The sequence below is a fragment of the Enterobacter sp. MGH 4 genome (assembly GCF_000534735.1).
Classification (GTDB): Bacteria; Pseudomonadota; Gammaproteobacteria; order Enterobacterales; family Enterobacteriaceae; genus Enterobacter; species Enterobacter intestinihominis.
Genome location: NZ_KI973289.1, coordinates 1,329,388 through 1,353,157, shown reverse-complemented (window position 1 = coordinate 1,353,157; position 23,770 = coordinate 1,329,388). Strand labels below are relative to the sequence as shown.

19 protein-coding genes are annotated in these 23,770 nt (G+C 56.2%); 7 read left to right on the top strand and 12 right to left on the bottom strand.

What is annotated here, in order from left to right; genetic code table 11:
• Positions 1-184: 184 nt before the first annotated feature.
• The 3 genes from pntA to L350_RS16090 all read left to right on the top strand — a co-directional run bounded on the left by pntA (position 185) and on the right by L350_RS16090 (position 4,333).
• On the top strand, positions 185-1,714 hold the full coding sequence (gene pntA, locus L350_RS16080; RefSeq protein WP_017384575.1) for a Re/Si-specific NAD(P)(+) transhydrogenase subunit alpha: 1,530 nt from the start codon (positions 185-187) through the stop codon (positions 1,712-1,714).
• A gap of 10 nt (positions 1,715-1,724) precedes the next feature.
• Positions 1,725-3,113, top strand: a complete 1,389-nt coding sequence (pntB, locus tag L350_RS16085) for a Re/Si-specific NAD(P)(+) transhydrogenase subunit beta (RefSeq protein WP_022647939.1) — start codon at positions 1,725-1,727, stop codon at positions 3,111-3,113.
• Positions 3,114-3,220: 107 nt separating this feature from the next.
• Positions 3,221-4,333, top strand: coding sequence for a mechanosensitive ion channel family protein (locus L350_RS16090; RefSeq protein WP_022647940.1), 1,113 nt, complete (start codon positions 3,221-3,223; stop codon positions 4,331-4,333).
• A gap of 38 nt (positions 4,334-4,371) precedes the next feature.
• Here the strand turns inward: L350_RS16090 and uspE are convergent, their stop codons facing one another.
• From uspE to L350_RS16120, 6 genes are all read right to left on the bottom strand, one after another.
• Positions 4,372-5,322 carry a universal stress protein UspE gene (gene uspE / locus L350_RS16095; protein ID WP_003857535.1) on the bottom strand — a complete coding sequence of 317 codons (951 nt, stop codon included), beginning with the start codon at positions 5,320-5,322 and terminating at the stop codon, positions 4,372-4,374.
• A gap of 137 nt (positions 5,323-5,459) precedes the next feature.
• The gene (fnr, locus tag L350_RS16100; protein WP_000611906.1) at positions 5,460-6,212 is read right to left on the bottom strand and encodes a fumarate/nitrate reduction transcriptional regulator Fnr; all 753 of its coding nucleotides are present in this window, start codon (positions 6,210-6,212) and stop codon (positions 5,460-5,462) included.
• Between the two features lie 183 nt (positions 6,213-6,395).
• Positions 6,396-6,911 (bottom strand): methylated-DNA--[protein]-cysteine S-methyltransferase, encoded by a 516-nt coding sequence (ogt, locus tag L350_RS16105; RefSeq protein ID WP_015570643.1) that lies wholly within the window; start codon positions 6,909-6,911, stop codon positions 6,396-6,398.
• Positions 6,912-6,920: 9 nt separating this feature from the next.
• Positions 6,921-8,447: a p-aminobenzoyl-glutamate transporter gene (gene abgT, locus L350_RS16110; protein ID WP_032624350.1), complete on the bottom strand. Its 1,527-nt coding sequence runs from the start codon at positions 8,445-8,447 to the stop codon at positions 6,921-6,923.
• 41 nt (positions 8,448-8,488) lie between these two features.
• Complete coding sequence (locus L350_RS16115) at positions 8,489-9,934, bottom strand: M20 family metallopeptidase (RefSeq protein WP_032624349.1); 1,446 nt, start codon at positions 9,932-9,934, stop codon at positions 8,489-8,491.
• On the bottom strand, positions 9,934-11,244 hold the full coding sequence (locus L350_RS16120; RefSeq protein ID WP_032624348.1) for a M20 family metallo-hydrolase: 1,311 nt from the start codon (positions 11,242-11,244) through the stop codon (positions 9,934-9,936). The genes L350_RS16115 and L350_RS16120 overlap by 1 nt, the downstream gene beginning before the upstream one ends.
• Positions 11,245-11,419: 175 nt before the next feature.
• Between L350_RS16120 and L350_RS16125 the strand changes: the two genes are divergently transcribed.
• The gene (locus L350_RS16125; RefSeq protein ID WP_032624347.1) at positions 11,420-12,331 is read left to right on the top strand and encodes a LysR family transcriptional regulator; all 912 of its coding nucleotides are present in this window, start codon (positions 11,420-11,422) and stop codon (positions 12,329-12,331) included.
• Positions 12,332-12,681: 350 nt separating this feature from the next.
• Positions 12,682-13,245, top strand: coding sequence for a DNA endonuclease SmrA (smrA, locus tag L350_RS16130; RefSeq protein ID WP_032624346.1), 564 nt, complete (start codon positions 12,682-12,684; stop codon positions 13,243-13,245).
• A 9-nt stretch (positions 13,246-13,254) separates the two neighbouring features.
• Here the strand turns inward: smrA and tcp are convergent, their stop codons facing one another.
• On the bottom strand, positions 13,255-14,913 hold the full coding sequence (gene tcp, locus L350_RS16135) for a methyl-accepting chemotaxis citrate transducer (protein ID WP_023299980.1): 1,659 nt from the start codon (positions 14,911-14,913) through the stop codon (positions 13,255-13,257).
• A gap of 144 nt (positions 14,914-15,057) precedes the next feature.
• Between tcp and L350_RS16140 the strand changes: the two genes are divergently transcribed.
• On the top strand, positions 15,058-15,924 hold the full coding sequence (locus L350_RS16140) for an aldo/keto reductase family oxidoreductase (RefSeq protein WP_032624345.1): 867 nt from the start codon (positions 15,058-15,060) through the stop codon (positions 15,922-15,924).
• A gap of 46 nt (positions 15,925-15,970) precedes the next feature.
• On the opposite strand, the gene L350_RS16145 is transcribed toward L350_RS16140, so the two are convergent.
• A complete protein-coding gene (locus L350_RS16145) occupies positions 15,971-16,171 on the bottom strand; it encodes a hypothetical protein (RefSeq protein WP_023299982.1) in 201 nt (66 codons plus the stop codon).
• Positions 16,172-16,805: 634 nt separating this feature from the next.
• On the opposite strand from L350_RS16145, the gene L350_RS16150 reads away from it, so the two are divergent.
• Positions 16,806-19,235, top strand: coding sequence for a glucose/quinate/shikimate family membrane-bound PQQ-dependent dehydrogenase (locus L350_RS16150; RefSeq protein WP_032624344.1), 2,430 nt, complete (start codon positions 16,806-16,808; stop codon positions 19,233-19,235).
• 86 nt (positions 19,236-19,321) lie between these two features.
• Here L350_RS16150 and pqqF read toward each other — a convergent pair whose 3' ends face one another.
• From pqqF to pqqC, 4 genes are read right to left on the bottom strand one after another with little or no spacing between them, the layout of a single operon-like run.
• Positions 19,322-21,598 carry a pyrroloquinoline quinone biosynthesis protein PqqF gene (pqqF, locus tag L350_RS16155; protein WP_032624343.1) on the bottom strand — a complete coding sequence of 759 codons (2,277 nt, stop codon included), beginning with the start codon at positions 21,596-21,598 and terminating at the stop codon, positions 19,322-19,324.
• 5 nt (positions 21,599-21,603) lie between these two features.
• Positions 21,604-22,746 carry a pyrroloquinoline quinone biosynthesis protein PqqE gene (gene pqqE / locus L350_RS16160; protein ID WP_023299985.1) on the bottom strand — a complete coding sequence of 381 codons (1,143 nt, stop codon included), beginning with the start codon at positions 22,744-22,746 and terminating at the stop codon, positions 21,604-21,606.
• The gene (gene pqqD / locus L350_RS16165) at positions 22,733-23,011 is read right to left on the bottom strand and encodes a pyrroloquinoline quinone biosynthesis peptide chaperone PqqD (RefSeq protein ID WP_003857508.1); all 279 of its coding nucleotides are present in this window, start codon (positions 23,009-23,011) and stop codon (positions 22,733-22,735) included. Before pqqD ends, pqqE begins: the two co-directional genes overlap by 14 nt.
• Before the next feature lie 2 nt (positions 23,012-23,013).
• On the bottom strand, positions 23,014-23,769 hold the full coding sequence (gene pqqC, locus L350_RS16170; RefSeq protein WP_023299986.1) for a pyrroloquinoline-quinone synthase PqqC: 756 nt from the start codon (positions 23,767-23,769) through the stop codon (positions 23,014-23,016).
• Between the last annotated feature and the right edge of the window lies 1 nt (position 23,770).

The window sequence follows — 23,770 nt, the reverse complement described above, 5'->3', positions numbered from 1 at the left end:
AATAAGAAATAGTGTTTTCTGGCGGTAGATCACGGGCGCTATTTTCAGTAGGTTATAGAAAGTTTGTTACTGTTTTATTTTCCGGGGTTAATCATTCTCCGTCGTTATCGCGATGGTGAAAATTGATACGAACCGCGGGCAATTATCGACAAACCATCATCACAAACCGATGGAAGGGAAAACTATGCGTATTGGGGTACCAAAAGAACGGTTAGCCAATGAAACCCGCGTAGCGGCAACACCAAAAACGGTGGAGCAACTGCTTAAACTGGGTTTTACCGTCGCGATTGAAAGCGGCGCGGGCAAACTGGCGAGTTTCGATGACGAGGCCTTTACTCAGGCTGGCGCGGACGTAGTGGACGGTGCTGAGGTCTGGCAATCACCCATTATTCTGAAGGTAAACGCACCGGAAGAGAGTGAAATTGAACTGCTGAACGCGGGCACGACGCTTGTGAGCTTTGTCTGGCCAGCCCAAAACCCGGAGCTGATGGAGAAGCTGGCGGCACGCGGTGTCACCGTGATGGCGATGGATTCCGTGCCGCGTATTTCGCGCGCGCAGTCTCTGGATGCGCTGAGTTCTATGGCAAACATTGCCGGCTATCGCGCCATTGTCGAAGCTGCTCATGAGTTTGGTCGCTTCTTTACCGGTCAAATTACGGCCGCAGGCAAAGTACCACCCGCGAAGGTGATGGTAATTGGTGCCGGTGTGGCAGGTCTTGCCGCCATTGGGGCCGCAAACAGCCTGGGCGCTATTGTTCGTGCGTTTGATACCCGGCCGGAAGTGAAGGAGCAGGTGCAGAGTATGGGCGCCGAATTCCTTGAGCTGGACTTCAAGGAAGAAGCGGGCAGCGGTGATGGTTACGCGAAGGTCATGTCTGAAGCCTTTATTAAGGCGGAAATGGCGCTCTTTGCGGCGCAGGCAAAAGAGGTGGACATCATTGTTACCACCGCGCTTATTCCGGGTAAACCGGCACCGAAGCTGATCACCCGTGAGATGGTGGATTCCATGCAGCCGGGCAGCGTGATTGTCGATCTGGCGGCGCAAAACGGCGGTAACTGTGAGTATACCGTGCCAAATCAGGTCACGACGACCGCGAACGGCGTGAAGGTGATCGGTTATACCGACCTGCCAGGACGTCTGCCAACCCAGTCCTCTCAGCTGTACGGCACGAACCTCGTTAATCTGCTGAAGCTGCTCTGCAAAGAGAAAGACGGCAACATCACCGTTGATTTTGATGATGTGGTGGTGCGCGGCGTGACCGTGGTGCGTGAAGGGGAAATCACCTGGCCTGCACCGCCGATACAGGTTTCCGCTCAGCCTCAGGCTGCGCCGAAAGCGGCGCCTGAGCCTGCAGAACCAGCGAAACCTGCGTCGCCGTGGCGCAAATACGCCATCATGGCGCTGGTCATTATCCTGTTTGGCTGGCTGGCGGACGTCGCGCCAAAAGAGTTCCTTGGCCACTTCACCGTCTTCGCGCTCTCCTGCGTGGTGGGTTACTACGTCGTGTGGAACGTTTCCCATGCGCTGCATACCCCGCTGATGTCGGTTACCAATGCCATCTCCGGGATTATCGTGGTTGGGGCATTGCTGCAAATTGGTCATGGCGGCTGGATCAGCTTCCTGAGCTTCATTGCAGTGCTGATCGCCAGTATCAATATTTTCGGTGGTTTCACCGTGACTCAGCGCATGCTGAAAATGTTTCGTAAAGGCTAAGGGGTAGCATATGTCTGGAGGATTAGTTACAGCCGCATACATTGTTGCTGCAATCCTGTTTATTTTCAGTCTGGCGGGGCTTTCCAAACACGAAACGTCTCAGCAGGGAAATAACTTTGGTATCGCCGGGATGGCGATTGCGCTGATTGCCACCATCTTTGGGCCGGACACCGGCAACGTGGCGTGGATCCTGGTGGCGATGATCATCGGTGGTGCGATTGGTATTCGTCTGGCGAAACGCGTTGAAATGACCGAGATGCCGGAGCTGGTTGCTATTCTGCACAGCTTCGTGGGTCTGGCCGCGGTGCTGGTGGGCTTCAACAGCTATCTGTACCACGAACCGGGTCTGGAACCGATTCTGGTGAACATCCACCTGACCGAAGTGTTCCTCGGCATCTTCATTGGTGCGGTGACCTTCACCGGCTCAATCGTGGCGTTCGGCAAACTGCGCGGGAAGATCTCTTCCAAACCGCTGATGCTGCCTAACCGCCATAAGCTGAATCTGGCGGCGCTGGTCGTTTCCTTTGTGCTGCTGGTGGTCTTCGTGCGTACCGAAAGCGTAGGCTTGCAGGTGCTGGCGTTACTGGTGATGACCATTATCGCGCTGGCCTTCGGCTGGCATTTGGTGGCGTCTATCGGCGGGGCAGATATGCCGGTAGTCGTCTCCATGCTGAACTCCTATTCCGGTTGGGCAGCGGCGGCAGCAGGCTTCATGCTGAGCAACGACCTGCTGATTGTCACCGGTGCGCTGGTCGGTTCTTCCGGTGCGATCCTGTCTTACATCATGTGTAAGGCGATGAACCGCTCGTTTATCAGCGTCATCGCGGGTGGCTTCGGTTCTGACGGTTCATCAACCGGTTCTGATGAGGAAGTGGGTGAACACCGTGAAATCAGTGCGGAAGACACCGCAGAGATGCTGAAAAACTCGCATTCCGTTATCATCACCCCGGGCTATGGCATGGCGGTGGCGCAGGCGCAGTATCCGGTGGCGGAAATCACCGAGAAACTGCGCGCGCGCGGTATCAAGGTTCGCTTTGGTATTCACCCGGTGGCGGGGCGTCTGCCAGGCCACATGAACGTGCTGCTGGCGGAAGCGAAGGTGCCTTACGACATCGTGCTGGAAATGGACGAGATCAACGATGATTTCGCCGACACCGACACCGTGCTGGTGATTGGCGCCAACGACACCGTTAACCCGGCGGCGCAGGACGATCCGCGCAGCCCGATTGCGGGTATGCCTGTTCTCGAAGTGTGGAAGGCGCAGAACGTCATTGTCTTCAAACGCTCTATGAACACCGGCTATGCTGGCGTGCAGAACCCGCTGTTCTTTAAAGATAACACCCACATGCTGTTTGGCGACGCCAAAGCCAGCGTGGATGCGATTCTGAAATCTCTTTAATTCCGCTTCATCCTGACAAACCGCCTCCGGGGGCGGTTTTCTTATTTCTGCGGTCAGCCATTCTCCTCTGTCTATACTTTACCCTTTGTGTAATACGAGGAGGTGTAATGCAATTTCTGTCCCGCTTTGACATCATCGCGCTGATGATGACGCCATCATTCTGGATTGGCGTCGCCACGGTAGTCTTTGTAACTCTGCTGGTGTACTGGCTGCTGACGCGCCTGATCGCCTTTGTTAAGAAAGGGATCACCACCTGGGGCGACAAGCATCCCACCACCAACCGGATGCGTTTTATCCTGACGGATATGCTTAACCGCACCAGCCGCTTCCTGCTTTTTGTCGTGGCGCTGCTGTTCAGCCTGCGTTTCGTCGACTTACCGGATCATCTCTTTGGTACCGTGAGCCACGCCTGGTTCCTGGTCTTCGCCATCCAGGTGGCGCTGTGGATGGATCAGGGGGTGGTATCGTGGCTTCGTCACGTCATGCTGGCGCCGGGAAGCCATAAAAACCCGGTGACGCTGGTGATCACGGGGCTTATCCTCCGTGCCATTGTCTGGTCAGTGATGCTGCTGTCTATCCTTGCTAACGCGGGCGTCAACATCACTGCTCTGGTTGCCAGCCTTGGGGTAGGGGGTATTGCTATCGCCCTCGCGGTGCAAACGATCCTGAGCGACGTGTTTGCATCGCTCTCCATCGGTTTTGATAAGCCGTTCGAAATCGGCGATTTTGTGGTGTTTAACGATGTCGCCGGGACGGTAGAGCACATCGGCCTGAAAACCACCCGTATCCGTAGCCTGAGCGGGGAGCAGATTGTCTGCGGGAACGCCATCCTGCTGCAACAGACGCTGCATAACTACAAGCGGATGCAAACGCGCCGGATCGTCTTTACCTTCGGGGTCGCCAGCGACACGGCGCCGGAAAAACTGCGTTCAGTGGGTGATATGGTCAAACAGATCATTACCGACGTCGGGGAAACGAAGTTTGACCGCGCCCATTTCCTGGGCTTCGATCGCGATCGCCTGACCTTCGAGGTGGTCCATATCGTTAATACGGCGGATTACAACAAGTACATGGATATTCAGCAGGAGATCAATATTCGTATTCTGGAGGGGCTGAACCAGCAGGAGATCAAGCTGGCGCTGCCGAGCATGGTTCTGCACGCGCCCTGGATGAATGCTGGCGACGAGGCACCGGCGCAACGGTTGAGCGAAGCGCAATAAAAAAAGCCCGCCGTTACCGGCGGGCTTTCATTTTGGGGTCAATCGTCTTCCTCATCGTCCAGTTCAACCGGCGTCTGATACTGATCCGGCTTGATAACCAGAAGGTCGCAGCGAAGATGGTCGATCACCTGCTCGGCGGTATTACCCAGGAACGCGGCAGAAATACCGGTCCGGCCAATGGTGCCCAGCACCACAATCCCGGCCTGCAAATGCTCCGCCAGATCCGGAATAACCTCTTCCGGTAACCCTTTTTCTACGTGGGTCATGTTCTCATCGATACTGAATTTCTGGCGCAGCGCTTTCATGGCTAGCAGATGCTGACCGCGAATCGCATCGTTATACACGCTCGGGTCAAATTCAGGCAGCTCGATGGCGATATTGATTGGCGTAACCGGATAGGCTCCCACCAGATGGACTTCGGTATGGTTAACCTGGTCGGCAAGCTGAAGGGTCTCCTTCACCAGCTTCTCGTTCAGCGAATTGTGATAATCCTCTTCGCTGGCCAGATTGACCGCCACGACGGCTTTCCCGCCCTCAGGCCACGGCTGATCTTTCACCATCCATACCGGACAAGGGCATTTGCGCAGCAGGTGCCAGTCGGTCGGGGTGAAAATCACGGATTCCAGTTTGTCATGCTGGTGCGCCATTTTCAGCAGCAGGTCATGCCCACCGGCCACCACTTCCTGAATAATGGCTTCGAAAGGACGGTTGTGCCAGACCACCTTGATATCGATAGGTACGCCCGCTTCCAGATAATACTTCGCCTGCTCGCGGATCCACGCGGTACGCTGGCTGATCACTCCCTGACGCATAGCGGTGCGCTCGTCAGGCGACAGAAGGGTGGTCATCTCGTATGAGAAGTCATAAATCGGCAAAAAGGCTTTAATTTTGCCACCAATCCGTTGATGTAAATACACAGCACGTCGTAATGCTGGCTGATCGTCCTGATTCGGATCGATAGCCACCAGCATATTTTGATACTTTGCCATACAGGTCTCCTTACTACTGTCACCACAGTCTGTAAGTAAAAGAGTAACCTATATATCTTGAATGAAACAGGGGGGAAGTTTTTGCCAGATCAATAATCATGAAAATTTATCGACCTGGCATAAGATATCCGGGAGAGTTATGCCACGTTACGTGAGTGACCCGCCAGAATGGCCAGGGCTTCACCGTTTTCAATGGTGATGTACTTACCTTTAACCGCCAGCATTCCGCTCTTCTGGAAACGACCCAGCAGACGGCTGATGGTTTCCACGGTCAGGCCCAGATAGTTACCAATATCGCCACGCGTCATGGTCAGACGGAATTCGCGTGGGGAGAAGCCACGTTCCGCGAAACGGCGGGAGAGGTTATAGATAAAGGCGGCCAGACGCTCTTCGGCATTCTTTTTGGAAAGCAGCAGGATCATATCCTGGTCGCCTTTGATCTCACCGCTCATCAGACGCATCATCTGCTGACGCAGGTTCGGCATCTTACCGGACAGATCGTCCAGCGTTTCAAACGGGATTTCACAAACCATAGAGGTTTCCAGCGCCTGAGCAAAGCTCGGGTGATGGCCACTGCCGATGGCGTCAAAGCCGACTAAATCGCCCGCCAGATGGAAGCCAGTGATCTGCTCGTCGCCCTGTTCGGTAATGGTGTAGCTTTTGATGGTGCCAGAACGGATAGCATAGAGCGATTTCAGTTCGTCTCCCGCTTTAAACAGCGTCTGCCCTTTCTGAATAGGCTTTTTGCGCTCGATGATATTGTCAAGCTGATCGAGTTCATGCTCATTCAGAGTAAACGGGATACAGAGCTGGCTGATGCTGCAATCCTGGCAATGGATAGCACAACCGCCAGACTGAATGCGTCGTATAATTCGCTTTTCCGGGATCATAGGTTTGCTCAAGCCTTAATTGATATTGGTCAATTTTAACATCTTTTTGGTAAGGACGTAAGTCTGGCAAACCCCCAATAAAGACAAGAGACGGCAGCGAGTTGCCATCTCCTTGAAATTCCACAGAATGATTAAGGATTATTAGCCTAACAGGAAGAAAATTAAGCACAAAAAGCCTGGGAATTACAGCAGAAAATACCCTTCGTGACGCAGCAGCCACTCTTTACGCTGTACGCCCCCGGCATAGCCGGTGAGGGTGCCGTTGCGCCCGATCACGCGATGGCAAGGCACCACAATGCTGACGGGATTTGAGCCATTTGCCGCACCGACTGCGCGCGCCGCGCCGGCACGGCCAAGCTGCTCTGCCAGCTGACCGTAGTGCATCACCTGCCCGCAGGGAATGTTACGCAGCGCCTGCCACACCTCGCGCTGAAAAGGGGTACCTGCCGTGGCGGTTGGCAGGGTATTAATAATGCTGAGATCGCCCTCGAAGTAGGCCGTCAGTTTATCGCTCAGCCCGCCAGGATTACGGGCTGTAATACGCTCGTAACCCTCGGCGCGATAATGAATGTTGAGCAGCTCAACCATCCGGTCGCTGTGCTCTTCCCACTCAACAGCGCGAAGATTGAACGCTTCATCCGCGATAACCCACAGCGGCCCCAGCGGTGTCGCAATCTTGTCTTCGAGTAATCTCAGCATCAGTATTCCTTAGTTCAGCCTCGGGTAAATACCCGGTCCAATCGGCAGGCCGACAAGATACCACGCCACCAGCATCACCAGCCATACCCCTAAGAAGATAAGCGGATAGGGCAAGACCAGCGAATAGTAGGTACCCAGCTTAGCCTCCGGTCTGTAGCGTTGCAGGAAACCTAAAAACAGCGGAACGAAGGGTGACACGGGCGCCAGCGGGATCACCGAAGAATCGGCGACACGGAACAAGATCTGGGCGAATGCCGGATGAAAGCCGAGCATCATAAACATGGGGACAAAAATGGGGGCCAGAATCGACCAGATGGCCGACCCGCTGGCTATAAACATGCACAGCAGGGACGACAGCAGCGCCAGGCCGACAAACGCCGGAACCCCGCTCAACCCCGCCGCCTCCAGCGCGTCCGTCAGGCTCACGGCCATAAACTTGCCCATGTTGCTCCAGTTAAACATGGCCACAAACTGCGCCAGCGGGAACACCATCACGATAAAACCCGCCATCTCCTTCATCGGCTCGATCATCAGGTGCGGCAGATCTCCCTGACGGCGGATTTTACCGGTAGCGATGCCGTAGGCGAGCGAAACGACGAAGAAGAAGAGAATTATCAGCGGCACAATACCCTGAATAAACGGCGAGGGAAGTACGGTGTGTTTGATCGGATCGCGCAACACGCCATTCTCCGGCACCACCATCAGCGCCACAGCCGCAATGAACGCCAGCGAGACGATCCCGGCGACGCGCAGGCCGAACTGCTGCTCTTTGCTCAGCGTCTCCAGCTTTTCATCGCTCCGGCCTTCCCATTTACCCAGGCGCGGCTCAACGATCTTATCGGTAATCAGCCCCCCGATAATCGTCAGGACAATCACCGAACTGGCCATAAAGTACCAGTTGTCGATCACGCTGACGTGCATGGCCGCATCGATGGTGATGGCTGCCTCCGTGCTGATGCCGGAGAGCAGCACATCGGTGGTCACGATAAGCAGGTTAGCAGTAAACCCACAGCCGACGCCCGCGATCGCCGACAGCAGGCCCGCAACAGGATGACGGCCAACGGCGAGGAAAATCAGCGCCCCCATCGGCGGCATGATCACCAGCGCCGCGTCGGACGAGATATGGCTGAAGAAGGCAATAAACAGCACCATATAGCTGGCATAACGCGCGCTGACGTGCGAGGCCATTTTCACCATCAGCGCGGGCAGCAGACCCACGCGTTCGGCCAGACCAGCGCCTAACACCAGCGCCAGGATGGCGCCCAGCGGCGCAAAACCGCTGAAGTTTTTAATCACGTTCGGCAAAAACCAGTGCAACCCCTCCACGCTGAGCAGATTTTTTACGGCCACCATGCTGCCGTCGGCCGGGCTGCGCACGCTCACATCAAAGGCGGACAGCACGGCTGTCGCGACCATCAGGATGACAATTAAATAGATAAAAAGCAGGAAAGGGTGCGGCACTTTATTACCGATCCTTTCAACCCAGCCATAGAGCTTACCGGATGGGGAATGCGAAGGTATGGATGACATACTCATGGGCGTTCCTCGGGACTGTTGTTGTGTTGTGTTGTGTTTTTTTATTTTAAAGGTGACGGTGTCACGTCTTGCGGGATCGGACACTCGTACGGTTTTTCTGTTATGTGTTGTTCGAATTCTTCCCGACATTTTCGCAGCAGGTCGGCATCCTGAAGCAGATGCAGCGCGGTCGCGCCCATCACTTTTCCGGCCAGCAGCATGCCTTTATGGGCAATAGAGGTAAGCCCCTGCGCCACCAATTGCCAGGTATGCAGCGGGGTGCCGACGGTAAAACAGGGGCTAAAGCACTGTGCGACAGGCATCTTCCAGCTGACATCCCCCACGTCGGTGGAGCCAGCCAGCACGTTATCGGTGATGGCGTAAGGGGCAACTTCATCCACCAGCAGCGTCTCCTGATGGCGTCGGGCAAAGGCTTTTCCCTCTTCGGCTCCCGTTGCGGCAATGTTTTTCAGGCTGTTTTGCAGGTCGTTTGCCGTGAGCGTGGCGCGGATTTCACGGGCAAATTCGCGTTCTTCTTCCGTCCAGTCCGGCGTGCCGTAATGCTGCAATGCGCGGTACATGGCCGCTTCGAGCGTACGGTTCGGCAGATAGCTGGAGCAGGCTTTATCAAAGCGACACTCGACTGTGGTTTCGGTCATCATCGCCGCGCCCTGGGCGATTTTCTCGATGCGCGCGTAGATCTGCTGCGCATCGGCCATCTCCGGGGCGCGGATCAGGTACAGCACTTCGGCCTGGGCCTGCACTACGTTAGGCGAAATTCCGCCGGTATCGGTGATGGCGTAATGAACGCGCGCTTTTTCAATGATGTGTTCGTTGAGGAAGTTTGTGCCGGTAGTCATCAACGTCACGGCATCCAGCGCGCTACGTCCCAGATGTGGGGAGTTTGCGGCGTGGGCGGCGATCCCCTTAAACCGCCAGGCGGCCTGAATATTGGCCAGCGTGCTGACGTTAAACATCCCGGCAAAGGCTTCCGGATGCCAGGTCACGGCAGCGTCCACGTCGTCAAATAATCCTTCACGCACCATAAAGGTTTTACCAGAGCCGCCTTCCTCGCCGGGGCAGCCGTAAAATCGTACCGTTCCGCTGCCGCCGTGCTGTTCCAGCCAGCTTTTCACCGCCACCGCACCGGCAAAGGCAGCAGTACCCAACAGGTTATGCCCGCAGCCATGGCCGTTAGCCCCCGGGGTGGCGGATTGCGCCGTCGCGCAGTGCGCCTGCTGGCTCAACCCGACCAGGGCGTCGTATTCGCCCAGAAGGGCGATAACGGGCTTGCCGCTGCCGTAGCTGGCAATAAAGGCGTTGGGAATGCCTCCGGCTTCCCGCATCAGGGTAAAGCCCTCGGCTTCCAGCGCGCTGGCAAGCCGTTCGGCGGACCAGAACTCTTCAAAGCGCGTTTCGGGATGATCCCAGATGTCGTCGGCAATATCGGTAAACGTCTGACATCGCGTGTCGATGGCATCAGCGATAAAAGCGTAGTTCTCCTGCATTACACACCTCGCGTCCACGGGAAATTAAGCGCAGTTCGCGCCAGTGTTTCGATGGCAACGTTCATCACCTGCTCATCAAAATCGAATTTTTCGTTGTGATGTCCGGCGCTCAGTTCGGTGCCGAAGACCATATACGAGGCCATGCCGCCGTTCTGCTGCACGCGGGCCATCATTAGCGTGGCATCTTCGGAGCCCGCAGGCGCTTTGACCTTATTAATGGCATGAGTCACGCCGGGCACCTGGCTTGCCTGTTCGCGCAGATAATCGACCCAGGCCGGGGAGGGGGCACTGGAGGTCGCCGCCCCCATCAGGTTTATCCCGGCTGTTACGCCGTAGAGCGCTGCCGCGCCGGTAATCACCGCCTGCGCGCGATCGAAGACATACTGATTAATGGCCTCGCTTTCACCGCGGGTTTCAACCTTAAGTAACGCATTAGCCGGAACCACGTTGCGTCCGCTGCCCGCCTGCATGACTCCGACGTTAACCCGGGACGCGCCTTCGCTGTGGGGCGCGATGCCATGCAGCGCGATAGCGGCCTGGGCCGCCGCGAGCAGGGCGTTACGGCCCTCTTCCGGTTTACCGCCAGCGTGTGCGGCAACGCCGGTAAAGCGCACGTCAAATTTAGTGGTCGCCATGAAGTTATCGCTGCCGCAGATCACCGTCCCTTCCGGAACGCCGGTTCCAATATGAATGGCGGTAAAGTAGTCCACGTCGTCCAGCGCCCCTGCAGCGACCATAGCGCGGGCGCCGCGCGTACCCTCTTCGGCAGGCTGGAAGATCAGTTTGATGGTGCCGTTGAGCTGGGCTTCATGCTGCTTAAGCACCTGCGCCAGCCCCAGACCAATGGTGGTGTGGCCGTCGTGCGCGCAGGCGTGCATCATGCCCGGGTTGCAGGAGGCAAAACCGTCGCGGTACGGCCGGTGGCTGTCGTCATGCGCTTCGCTCAGATCAAGCGCATCCATGTCCACGCGAAAGGCCAGCGTCGGGCCGGGGCGACCAGTATTCAGGGTCGCGACAATGCCGGTGAACCCGCCTTCGAACGGCGCGAGCCATTTTTCCTGTGCGCCTTGCGCGCGGGCGCGGGCAAATTCCCGCGCCAGGGTTGCGTCATCGGGCAACCCCATCCGGCTTTCGGCATCCACGACATCGCGACCCATCGCCAGCTCGTAACCCAGCGAGTCCAGGGTCTCCGAGACTTTCGCGGCAGTGCGAAACTCCACCCAGCCGGATTCCGCGAAATGGTGAAAATCGCGACGCCATGCGCTCAGTTGGGGGGCTAATGTGTGGATGTACTGCGCCAGTGCGTTCATATCTTTTCCTGTCATCATTAAAATATGTGAACTGCTTCACGCTGTGATAGTTTTTACTTATCACTAAGCGATTTTTCACAGTTTTAACCGTTCAGGAATTACCCTCGCACATCCGATTCCATTAAAGTAGATGACAGTTTCTTTACTCTGATAAACAACGGTTATCGGTCGGGTTATGTCATTTCAGATTAAATTTCATCAAATTCGGGCTTTTGTCGAAGTGGCGCGTCAGGGCAGTATTCGCGGAGCCAGCCGGGTGCTGAATCTTTCGCAGCCCGCGCTGACTAAATCCATTAAAGAGCTGGAAGAGGGCATGGCGGCACAACTGTTTGTGCGCCGGAGTAAAGGTGTCGCCCTGACCGAGTGCGGGGAAGGGTTTTATCACCGCGCTAATTTGATTCTGGAAGAGCTTCGCGCAGCGCAGGATGATATCCGTCAGCGTCAGGGGGAACTGACCGGGCAGATCAATATTGGGATGGGTGCCAGCGTGGCGCGCAGCCTGATGCCCGCCGTTATCTCCCGTTTTCATGCGCAGCATCCTCAGATCAAGGTGCGGATTATGGAAGGTCAGCTGGTATCAATGATCAATGAATTACGCCAGGGTGAGCTGGACTTTACCATCAATACCTATTATCAGGGGCCTTACGATCACGAGTTTACGTTTGAAAAACTCTTTGAGAAACCTTTTGCGGTATTTTGTCGGGAAGGACATTCGGCGTTGGGGGCTACCTCTATTAATGAACTTCTTCATTATAACTGGACAATGCCAACGCCGCGGGGAAGTTATTATAAGCAGCTTGAGGATATATTTCATCATCGCTCGCAGATACCGCGTATTGGCGTCGTTTGCGAAACCTTTTCGTCCTGTATAAGCCTTGTCGCACAAAGTGACTTCCTGAGCGTGCTGCCGCAGGAGCTGGGCTGCGACCCGCTGCTGGCGCACCGGCTGGTCATGCTGCCGGTTGTGGAAACACTTCCCAGAGCGGCCTATTATTTAATTCAGCGCCGTGATGCACGCCAGACGCCCCTGGCTGAATCATTAATTACACAATTCAGAAGGGAAGCGAGAAAAATAGTTTTATCGTGAAATTGCCAAAGAAAAAATAGAGCCTGCCCGACATCAGACAGACCCTACAGTACACACAGCAGTGCGTCCTTTCGCAAATCCTGGGTATTATATCCATGAGGCAGGTATATTTAGGTATAACATCTTTCCTGAAAAAAGAAAGGCGGCACGTCATTGGTTTTACAAAATTTCAACGCAAATCACTTATTTTAACTCTGCTGTAGTTTTAGTTAAGTAATATTTAAATAACTTTAATGGTAGCTATATATATTCATCAGATTAATATTTATCTTGCCCCTTGCGGTAAGGGTTATTGAGGCCCCTGCCCGGTGCAGGTATAGTACAAGCCCCGATGTGCCCGGAGGATTTCCATGAACCCTGACGACAAATCACTTTTTCTTGACGCCATGGAGGATGTCCAGCCCCTGAAACGCTGCACCGATATCCACTGGCAGCAAAGCCGTAATACCCGGGTTCGCCAGGAGATCGATACCGAGCAGCTCGACAACTTTCTCACACTGGGTTTCCTGGAACTCTTGCCGCTTGAAGAGCCGCTGATGTTCCAGCGCGAGGGCGTTCAGCAGGGCGTTATTGACAAGCTGCGCTCGGGTAAATACGCCCGACAGGCCAGCTTAAATCTGTTGCGTCAGCCCGCCGAACGCTGCCGCCAGATGCTGTACGCCTTCATTCGCCAGGCCAGCCGCGACGGTTCACGTAACCTGATTATCATTCACGGGAAGGGCCGCGAGCAGAATTCGCACCCGAACGTGGTGCGCAGTTATCTTGCCCGTTGGTTAACTGAGTTCGAGGACGTGCAGGCTTTCTGCGTGGCGCTGCCGCATCACGGCGGCAGCGGGGCATGTTATGTTTCACTCCGAAAATCCGATGAGGCGAAACAGGAGAACTGGGAACGTCACGCCAAGCGCAGCCGTTAACGGTAAGGCCTAGAACGTCTCCCAGTTTGTGTCACCTGAGGCACTGACCGTGGCGGGACGCAACAGTTGCGGTGCTTTTGTATTTTTTGGCCGCGGAGCGGTGTTTTCCTGCATGTTCAGCCGGAATGCCGCCACGGCCTGGCGCAGCTGTTCAGACTGATCTTCCAGCGCCGCCGCCGCCGTTGCCGACTCCTGTACCAGCGCGGCGTTTTGCTGCGTTACGCTGTCCATCTGCGAGACCGCCAGGCTGACCTGTTCAATACCGCGGCTTTGCTCGTCAGACGCCGACGAGATTTCAGCCATAATATCGGTTACGCGTGTCACGGCCGCGACGATCTCTTTCATGGTCGCACCCGCCTCGCTCACCTGTTCCGAGCCGGTATTCACCCGGCTGACGGAGTTTTCAATAAGCCCTTTGATCTCTTTTGCCGCCTGCGCGCTGCGGCTGGCCAGCGTCCGTACTTCGCCTGCCACCACCGCAAAGCCGCGGCCTTGTTCGCCGGCACGGGCGGCTTCAACCGCCGCGTTGAGCGCCAGAATGTTGGTCTGGAAGGCAATGCTATCGATAACGCCGGTGATATGCGCAATTTGCTGAGAACTGTCGGCAATGTCATTCATGGTACGCACTACATTATTCACCACCTGGCCGCCGCGTGCGGCGGTTTCAGACGCATTCTTTGCCAGCAGCGTCGCCTGACGAGCGTTATCCGAGTTCTGTTTCACCGTGGCCGTCAGCTCTTCCATGCTGGCGGCGGTCTCTTCCAGCGAGGCTGCCTGCTGCTCGGTTCGGGCGGAAAGGTCGTTACTCCCGGCGGCAATTTCTCCTGCGCCCGTGTAGATAGAATCTGTGCTGCCGCGCACGGCGCTGACGGTGCTGACCAGCGACTGTTGCATCTCATGCAGACCGGCGGCCAGCTGGCCCATTTCGTTGCGCCCGGTAATCGCGACGTTTTGCGTCAGATCGCCGCTCGCGATGGTGCGAATATGGTTCATGATGGCGTTGAGCGGTCTCAGGAGCAGGTGCTGTAGACCCTGCCAGATCACCACCAGCACGGCGATAACGGTCAGGAAGATCGCCGCCAGCGTCCACTGCATCTGGGTAAAGCTGTTCTGGTTCTCTTCGGCGGCGGCTTTCAGCAGCACGTTGTTTTCCGCGCGCCAGCGGGTATAGACCGCCTCCATCTCATCCTGCGCCTGCTGGGCGTCCAGGTCGCCATAGGCCTGATAGTTATCGGCGCGCAAGTACGCAATGGACAAGCGCATTACCTCGTGCATGTTCTTCCAGGCTTTCTGCATCTCTTCGGTGAGCGCGGCATTTTGCCCCTTCACCTGCGGAATCGCCTGCCAGTTTTTGTAATAGTCTTCGGCTTTGGCCAGCGAACCGTTCGCGGTGCCCAGCAGCGTATTGATTGCCGCGAGAGAGGCCGGGTCGCGCTGGTTTTTCAGGTAGCGGATCGCCACGCGAGTGACGGTAACGCGCGTTTTCACCAGGGTGTTCACACTGTCGCTCAGGCTCTCCTGCTGGGCATTAAGCAACCCGGAGTTCTGAAAGTTGTGACGATCGTTGTTAACGGCAGAGTAGAACAACCCTCCCGTGACAACTTGCAGCAGACAGAATATGGTGAGGGCAAAGATAATACCGGTAATCACGTGCAGATTTTTCAGCATGGCGGTCATCCGTAATAGAAGAGGCAGGGTTACATCAATACTATCGTCGTAGCGAATTTAAACTTTAATTTTACTATTGCTTAACTAATGGTTTCGTTGCGGAACCTGTTGTAAACCCGGATCATTTTAATGAGGAAGGTCAGCATGAGCAGCATAGATAAATGCGGAACATTCACGCTCGGAACGCGTACGGTTAAACGGTTTGGCTATGGCGCGATGCAGCTTGCCGGACTTGGCGTTTTTGGTCCGCCAAAAGACAAAAATGCGGCGCTGGCGGTGTTGCGTGAAGCGGTAGAGTCGGGGGTAAATCACATTGATACCAGCGATTTTTACGGCCCCCATGTGACCAACCAGCTTATCTGCGAGGCGCTTCATCCTTACCGGGATGACCTTACGATTGTGACCAAGATCGGAGCCCGACGCGGCGAGGACGCCTCCTGGCTGCCGGCGTTTTCCGCCCAGGAGCTGACGCAGGCGGTGCATGACAACCTGCGCAACCTGAAGCGAGATGTGCTGGACGTGGTTAACCTGCGGATCATGTTTAGCGCCCACGGACCAGCGGAAGGCTCGATTGCCGCGCCGCTAAGCACCCTCGCGGAGCTGCAACAACAGGGGCTGGTTCGCCATATTGGGCTGAGCAACGTCACCGCTTCGCAGGTGGCTGAAGCGCAGAAGATGGTTTCCGTGGTATGCGTACAGAACATGTACAACGTGGTGAATCGCGGTGACGATGCGCTGGTAGATTCGCTGGCGCAGCAGGGGATTGCCTGGGTGCCGTTCTTCCCACTGGGTGGTTTCACGCCACTGCAATCTTCCGGGCTACAGGCGGTGGCGGATTCACTGGATGCGACGCCTATGCAGGTGGCGCTGGCATGGCTGCTGCAACGCTCGCCAAATATCCTCTTGATCCCGGGTACTTCTTCGGTGGCGCATCTGCGTGAAAACCTGGCGGCAGCCGATCTGGTATTGCCGCCTGAGGCGCTGGAGACGTTAAATACGCTGGTGGAGTAATCCAGACAGCAGCAAAAGCCCGGGGGATTTTTCGGGCTTTAGGTGTTTATGACACAATCTGATTCCTTTGGCGGTGAAGTGCTAACGCTTCCGCCACGATTTCCTGCTTACTTTTCCGTGTTTCATACGCAGTAATGCGGATGTACTCCATCAGCGCTGGATCGATGCGCGCACTTAACATCCTGAGATCGGCCTCCTTTGCTACACCGCGAGCAACACGCTTGTCGGGATAATCACGGGCTGGCATAGAAAACGTCCTCCAAAAATTGTCTTGTTAATTTGTGCTGTAAAATATGCGCTAGTCTTGGTGTAAAGTCAATGTGTAGTGAAATCGCAGTGAATTACTGTTTGGCTTTTCTGCGATTCAAGACTTCATTAAGTGATTTGATAGTGTTTGTATTGTCACGCTGTGAGTCCGCTTTGATGCGGAAAGTCACATTTTCAGTGCTGATAATGACGGAATGTTCAACGCACCAGACGCTCTAAAATTATTGATAACTTCTTCCTGAAACTGAACTCAGGTTTATCCCTGTGCTTATTCATGGTTATTGCTTAATTAAATCTTCTGTTTGAAGGCTCAGCTGTAAAAATCTGACGCTATAAGAACGGCCTTGGGGGAATCCTGATATTAATCCTTTAAGCAACTTACGGCTGGTCATAAATTCCAGCATCGGTGACGTAGTTAGCGATATTCGCTATTTTAACCCTGTTAAATCCATGCAATTGCGCTGGTTTTCATTTCTTCCGACATAATAGGTTTTGTCTACGTTCTCTTTTTAATTTATGCTTCGCATACGAACAATTAGCGTTGTGCAGGGTTTTAACATCGTGGCAGTTAATAAAACCCTGCTTTATATAAAGTAATCAGGAGATTCATTTTTATGTCAGACAATAATCCCCGCCCATTGGGCTGGTTAGGCCCGTGGTGCCTGCTGGTGGGTGTGGTACTTCTTGTGACGGGGCTGTTTTTTGCCATCGGCGGTTTTAAACTGGCTTCCCTGGGGGGGAGTTGGTACTTTCTCATTGCCGGGGTTTTCACGCTGCTCTCTGCTATTCAGTTTTTCCGCCGCAAATCCTCTGCCGTAGGGCTGTTTGCTCTGGTGTTTCTTGGCACCCTGATTTGGGCATTTTTCGATGCCGGACTCGACTTCTGGCCCCTGGTTTCCCGATTAATGGTACCCGCCGGGCTGATGGTGCTGGCAGCAGCCACCTGGCCTGCATTGCGTAAGCGTGAAGGAAAACCGTCCTCCACGAAAGGGGCGATAGCGGTCTGCGCGGTCCTTATTATCGGCATGGGCGTCACCTTTGTTCAGATGTTTCAACCCCATCCGACCGTGCCGTTTAGCGGCGAAAAGCGCCCGCTGGTGCCGGTAAAAGAAGAGGCGAAACAGCAGAACTGGGATCACTACGGTAATACGGCTGGCGGTAGTCGCTTTGTGTCGCTGGACCAGATAACCCGTGACAACGTGAAAAACCTGAAACCGGTCTGGACCTACCATACCGGTGATATTCCGCAAAGTCCGGATGGCAATGGCGCAGAAGATCAGCAAACGCCGCTACAGGTAGACGATCGTGTCTTCCTCTGTACGCCGCATAACAACGTGATCGCCGTGGATGCCGATAGCGGGAAAGAGATCTGGAAAGCGGAAATCAACGCTAAGTCTGCAATCTGGATGCGCTGCCGTGGCCTGGCGTACTTTGATGCCACCAAACCGCTGGCACAGCCAACGGTAGCCGGCTCCACACCGGTTCTGCCAGCGCAGGTCGCACCGGGCGCGGCATGCCAGCGCCGTATCCTGATGAATACCATTGACGGTAAGCTGATCGCGTTAGACGCCGATAACGGCAAATTCTGCCCGGACTTCGGTACTAACGGCAGCGTTAACCTGCATGAAGGAATGGGCGACGCGTCAGATCCAACCTATGTGTTGACGTCGGCCCCGACGCTGGCGGGTACCACGGTCGTGGTTGGCGGCCGCGTTGCGGATAACGTCAGCACCGATATGCCGGGCGGCGTAATACGTGGTTATGACGTGATCACCGGCCAGCTGCGCTGGGCGTTCGATCCGCGTAATCCGGATCCGAACTATGTTCTGAAGCCGGGCGAACACTACAAACGCAGCTCCGCAAACTCCTGGGCCCCTATGTCCTGGGATGCGTCGATGAATACCGTGTTTATCCCGATGGGAAGTTCCTCTGTCGACCTGTGGGGCGCTGACCGTATTCCGGAAGATCACAAATACGCCACCTCAATTCTCGCGCTGGATGCGACTACCGGGAAAGAGAAGTGGGTATACCAGACCGTGCATAACGACCTCTGGGATTTCGATATCCCGATGCAGCCGAGCCTGGTTGATTTCCCAACGAAAGAGGGCAACAAGCCCGCGGTGGTGGTGGGCACTAAAGCGGGGCAAATTTACGTTCTCGATCGCCTGACGGGTAAACCGCTCACTGAAGTGAAAGAGGTTCCGGTAAAACCAGCGGATATTCCACGTGAACAGTACCCGGCAACGCAGCCTCGCTCTGTGGGGATGCCGCAGATTGGCGCTGAAACCCTGAAAGAATCGGATATGTGGGGGGCGACGCCGTTTGACCAGCTGGCCTGTCGTATCAGCTTCAAATCAATGCGTTATGACGGTCTGTACACGATGCCGGGAACCGATATTTCCCTGAGCTTCCCGGGCTCGCTGGGTGGAATGAACTGGGGCAGTTTGTCCACCGATCCGAACAACCAGTATATCTTCGTCAATGACATGCGTCTGGGCCTGTGGGTTCAGCTGATTAAGCAAGATCCGCAGAGCGCGGTGGCAAACACGGGCGGTGAAGCCGTGAACGCCGGGATGGGCGCCGTTCCGATGAAAGGAACGCCGTATTCGGTCAACAAAAACCGTTTCATGTCACCGCTGGGCATTCCGTGCCAGAAACCACCGTTTGGCTCTCTCTCCGCCATTGACCTGAAAACGCAGAAAATCGTCTGGCAGGTGCCGGTCGGTACCGTACAGGATACCGGTCCGTTTGGGGTAAAAATGCGTATGCCAATGCCTGTCGGTATGCCGACGCTGGGCGGTACGCTGGCCACGCAGGGCGGTCTGGTCTTCATTGCGGGAACCCAGGATTACTACCTGCGCGCCTTTGATTCCTCTACGGGGGAAGAAGTGTGGAAAGCGCGTCTTCCGGTGGGTAGCCAGGGCGGACCTATCAGCTATGTATCACCGAAAACCGGCAAACAGTACATTCTGATCTCTGCTGGCGGTGCACGCCAGTCGCCGGATCGTGGTGACTACGTGATTGCCTACGCGCTGGATAAATAACAGCGAAATAAGCAACCTGGCCCCGTCGTAGTACGGGGCTTTTTTTTGACTAAAAACCACGGATATGAAGAAAGCGGCGGGTCCGGTCAGCCCGTGAAAAGCACCCGCCAGCGACGGCGATGGCGAGTCATCTCGCGCCATAGTGCGATTATCTCGTCATGTTGCAGGGCATCAACAGCCTGCGGCGTTAACACCGGTAAACCATAGCGCTGGCGCAGGGCGGCTACTGCCGTGGCGCTGGCATTCATCGGTGACCGGATTTGCGTCGCCAGCTGCTGTCGCAATACGCTGAACGCCGTCACATCGCACAGCGTCAGCTCACGCAAAAATTGTTTGCAGCAACCCAACAGGTTCACGGGAGAGCGGTCAGGCGACTGTAACGCCAGCAGCAGGCCATCGCGATCGGCAATACGCTGATAACGACAGCTGACCACGTAGCCAATCTGCTGTTCCACGCGCAGGCGCTGGAAAAATTGCGGTTCGCAGCATAACGCCAGCAGCCGCAGCGCGGCGAGCGATGCGCCCGGCGGCAGGGGAATAAACACCAGCAGCGCCGAATCCGCGCTGGCGTGCGGAATGTGTTCGATCCCGCCGGGACAACCGCTTAATGGCGTCGGCTTAGCGTTAACCGGCGCCCGGAGCAGGCCAAGCTGCCGGGCTAACCCGTGCGCGTGTGCGACGCTGCCGCCAACTAGCGCCGCCAGCCAGCCGTCCCGTGGCGGATCCGATGCCAGACGTTCAGGCAATTGCTGAAGCAGCTCACGGATGGCAATGCCTTCTGGCACTGGCGTAAGAGCCGGAGCGGGGAGGGAGAGGCGATCGATTATCGCCCCGATGATGTGTTCCGCCGTCACCACGGCGTCAGGAAGCCGCAGGGTGAGCTGCCAGCTACCGTCAACCGTTTGCCACTCGCCGCTGCCGTCAATATGGCGCAGTTCAGCAAGAAGAGGGCGTAACTGTTTGCTCATCGCCACCCCCTGCGCCCGTTCCACGCACGAATAAAAAGGCCTGCGCAGGATCAGCGTTGGCGGTTGTGTCTGCGCCGACAAATGCAGCAGCGGAGCGGCTTCTGACGTCGGGGCTGGCGTAACATACCTGGCAGTCTGCGGGTAGAAGGAAAACGCGATGGGGCTATCATCTGCAACCGGCTGGCGACGCCAATGGCTAAGCGGCAGAGCAAACCCCTGGCTGGCGATAATTTCAGCGGTTTCAATTTGTTTGCAGGCCAGATACGAGGTGGGCGCCGCCAGTAAATCGGCACAAAAGGCAGAAAAACTTACGGGCGCCGCACCGGGCGCAAAACCGAACGCCCGCTGGCGCAGCTGCTCCAGCGTCGGCAGGGCGTTGAAACGCTGCTGTGCCAGCCGATAATAATGCCGCTGCTGCTCATCCGTCGTTTGCTGTAGCGCCCGTAGCCAGTGGGTAATATGCGGGTCAACCTCCTCGGGTCGTTCGCTATCAACCGTTAGCGCCAGCCAGCCGTTATCGTTATCCTGATAAAGCCAGTTCAGGGCGACATCTTCTGCCAGCCCGCGCTCCCGCAGCCCGGCAATCAGGCTTCCGGGGGCGTCGTCCAGTAAAAACTCCCGAAATAAGGTGACGTTGTCACTTTTTCGAATTAACGGACAACGCCACAGTGCGGGTCGCTCCGTCACTGCCAGCTGAAAATCTCCCTCAGCGCTAAGACGCAACGGGGGAGCGGTTTCAGGCATGCCACCAGAAGCAAAACCGGACGCAAACGTATGGGCAAGCTCGGCCAGCGCATCCAGCGTTTGCGGCCCTTGCAGCCACAATTGCAGGTGTCCGGCCACATAATAGCGCCGATGAAAGTCGCGCAACGCGGTTTGCAGCGATCCCGTGTCCTGCCCCAGAGAATCCTGGCTACCTACCTGAAAACGGCGAAAAACTGTGGGTTCTTCCATCGCGTGGCGTGCCGCCGCTTCGCGCCTGGCGGAATCATGCTGCTGGATGAGCCGGTTTTCCGCATCAATGACCGCCACTTCGCGCTGTATGTCATCGCATGAAAGCAGCGGCGCCTGCAACATATCCCGCAGTCGTGCGACGCCGTCGGACAGGTTATCGGCGGCCACATCGAAGAAAAATGCGCTGTGGCGAGCCAGCGTGGTGGCATTGACGCTACCGCCCTGACGCTGGACCCAGGCCATGAGTCGATCGTCGCCCTGATAGCGCTGGCTACCGCGGAACAGCAGGTGCTCAAGTAAATGCGCAAGACCGGCGAAGCGCGGTGGCTCGTGATGGCTTCCGGCACTCACGCGCGCCAGCGCCGCCGCGCGTGTCGCCTGCGACTGATGCACCAGCGTTGCGCGTAAACCGTCTGCCAGCTCCACGATGCGGGTGGTCATTATCGCTACAGTTCCCGGGTTTTATAGATAAGCTGCGAACGGGTACGGTTGCGGAACTGAAGCTGGCCGATTTTCATGTCGCTACAGGCTGCTTCGCGTCGCGCGTCCAGAATTTTATGATGATGCGGCGATTTGCTGCACACCGGATCGGCGTTATCAGCATTCCCGGTGAGCATAAAGGCCTGGCAGCGGCAGCCGCCGAAGTCCTTCTCCTTTTCATCGCAGGAGCGGCACGGCTCCGGCATCCAGTCAAACCCGCGATAGCGATTGAAGCCGAAAGAGTCATACCAGATGGATTCCAGACTCTGCTCAAGCACCGAGGGGAACTCCACCGGCAGCTGGCGCGCGCTGTGGCAGGGCAGCGCCGTGCCTTCCGGGGTCACGCTGAGGAAAATCGACCCCCAGCCGCCCATACAGCCTTTTGGTCGCTCTTCGTAATAATCAGGGGTGACGAACAGCAGGTTGGTCAGATTGCCGCTGGCGGCCATTTTTTGCCGATAGTCGGCAACCACGCGTTCCGCGCGGGCGATCTGTTCTCGCGTCGGCAAAAGGCCCTGACGATTAAGGAACGCCCAACCGTAGAACTGGCAGGTGGCAAGTTCGACGTCGTCGGCGTCCAGTTCGATGCACAGCTCGATGATTTTATCGATCTGGTCGATGTTGTGCCGGTGCAGGACGAAATTCAGCACCATCGGGTAATCGCGCGCTTTGACCGCTTTGGCCATCGCCAGCTTCTGCTGGAAGGCTTTTTTATTCCCCGCCAGCGCGGCGTTGAGCACTTCATCGCTGGCCTGGAAGCTAATCTGGATATGGTCCAGACCGGCCTCGCTGAACGCGTCGAGCTTGCTTTCCGTCAGGCCAATTCCCGAGGTGATCAGGTTGGTATAAAAACCGAGATCGCGGGCGGCGCGGATCAGCTCCGGCAGATCTTTACGCGTCAACGGTTCGCCGCCGGAAAAACCTATCTGCACGCTGCCCATCGCCCGCGCCTGGCGGAAAACCTCAATCCACTGTTCAGTGGTCAGCTCCTGATCCTGCCGGGCAAAGTCCAGCGGGTTAGAGCAGTAAGGACACTGTAGCGGACAGCGATAGGTTAGCTCCGCCAGCAGCCACAGCGGTGGATTGACGGTGGGTTTATTCTGGCTCACGGAAAATAATCCACTTCTGTTGATAAGCGATTTGCAGGAATTCTACGACGTCGTCATCCACGCCGCCGGCTTCCGGGAACCGTTCGTTGAGTATGGCAATGATGGCCGCCGCGTCGCGTTGGCCATCGACCAGTTCGAGGATTGCGGCCGCGGTCTCATTGAGTTTAGCCATGCCTTCCGGATAAAGGATGACATGGCTGTCCTGAGCGGCTTCCCATTGCAGGCGATAGCCGCGACGAAAGGCGACGATGGAGTTTTTTTGCATGCTTATACCAGTCGGGTTGTGTGCCAGGCCGCTTTGTCGGTGACCGTGTGATAAGGCGGACGCTGTAGCGCGTAGGCCATGGTCATCGCGTCGAGCATCGACCACAGGATATCGAGTTTGAACTGAAGGATCTCCAGCATCCGATTCTGCTTTTCTGCGCTATCGCAGTAACTCTTCGCCAGCTCCAGACCGTGTTCAACGTCGCGGCTGGCCTGGCTGAGGCGGCTGCGGAAATAAAAATAGCCTTCCTCTTTGATCCACGGATAGTGCTGCGGCCAGCTGTCGAGACGCGACTGATGAATTTGCGGGGCAAACAGTTCGGTGAGCGAACTGCATGCCGCCTCCTGCCAGTTGGCGCGGCGGGCGAAGTTAACGTAAGCGTCCACGGCGAAACGGACGCCGGGCAGCACGTGGCGTTCGCTGATTAAGTCGTCGCGGCTAAGCCCTACGGCTTCGCCCAGCTGTAGCCAAGCTTCGATCCCGCCGTCATGACCGTTGCTGCCGTCGTGATCGAGGATCCGCTGCACCCATTTGCGACGCGTGTGCGGATCAGGGCAGTTCGCCATAATGGCCGCATCTTTCAGCGGGATCGTCGTCTGGTAGTAAAACCGGTTCGCCACCCAGCCCTGGATCTGCTCGCGGCTGGCCTCGCCGTTATGCATCGCGATATGGTACGGATGGTGAATATGATAGTAGGCGCCTTTCGCCCGGAGGGCGTGTTCAAACTCTTGCTGCGAGAGCGTTTCACGAATGTGCATA